The organism is Bacillus sp. COPE52 (assembly GCF_003355115.1).
Lineage (GTDB): Bacteria > Bacillota > Bacilli > Bacillales > Bacillaceae_G > Bacillus_A > Bacillus_A toyonensis.
Genome location: NZ_CP031292.1, coordinates 211,823 through 212,026, shown reverse-complemented (window position 1 = coordinate 212,026; position 204 = coordinate 211,823). Strand labels below are relative to the sequence as shown.

The 204-nt window shown below is 37.3% G+C and carries 1 other annotated feature.

Annotated features, from left to right (window positions below):
• Positions 1-129: 129 nt before the first annotated feature.
• Positions 130-204 (top strand) — a sequence feature (5S ribosomal RNA rRNA prediction is too short).

Sequence of the window (204 nt, the reverse complement as noted above, 5' to 3'; positions counted from 1 at the left end):
TGGAGCTGACGAATACTAATAGATCGAGGACTTAACCATATAATATGAAGCAATGTTATCTAGTTTTGAAGGAATATATATTTAAAATTCCTTTTGACATTCTGAAAAGAATGTGTATAATGATAAAAGTCTGGTAATGATGGCAGAGAGGTCACACCCGTTCCCATACCGAACACGGAAGTTAAGCTCTCTAGCGCCGATGGT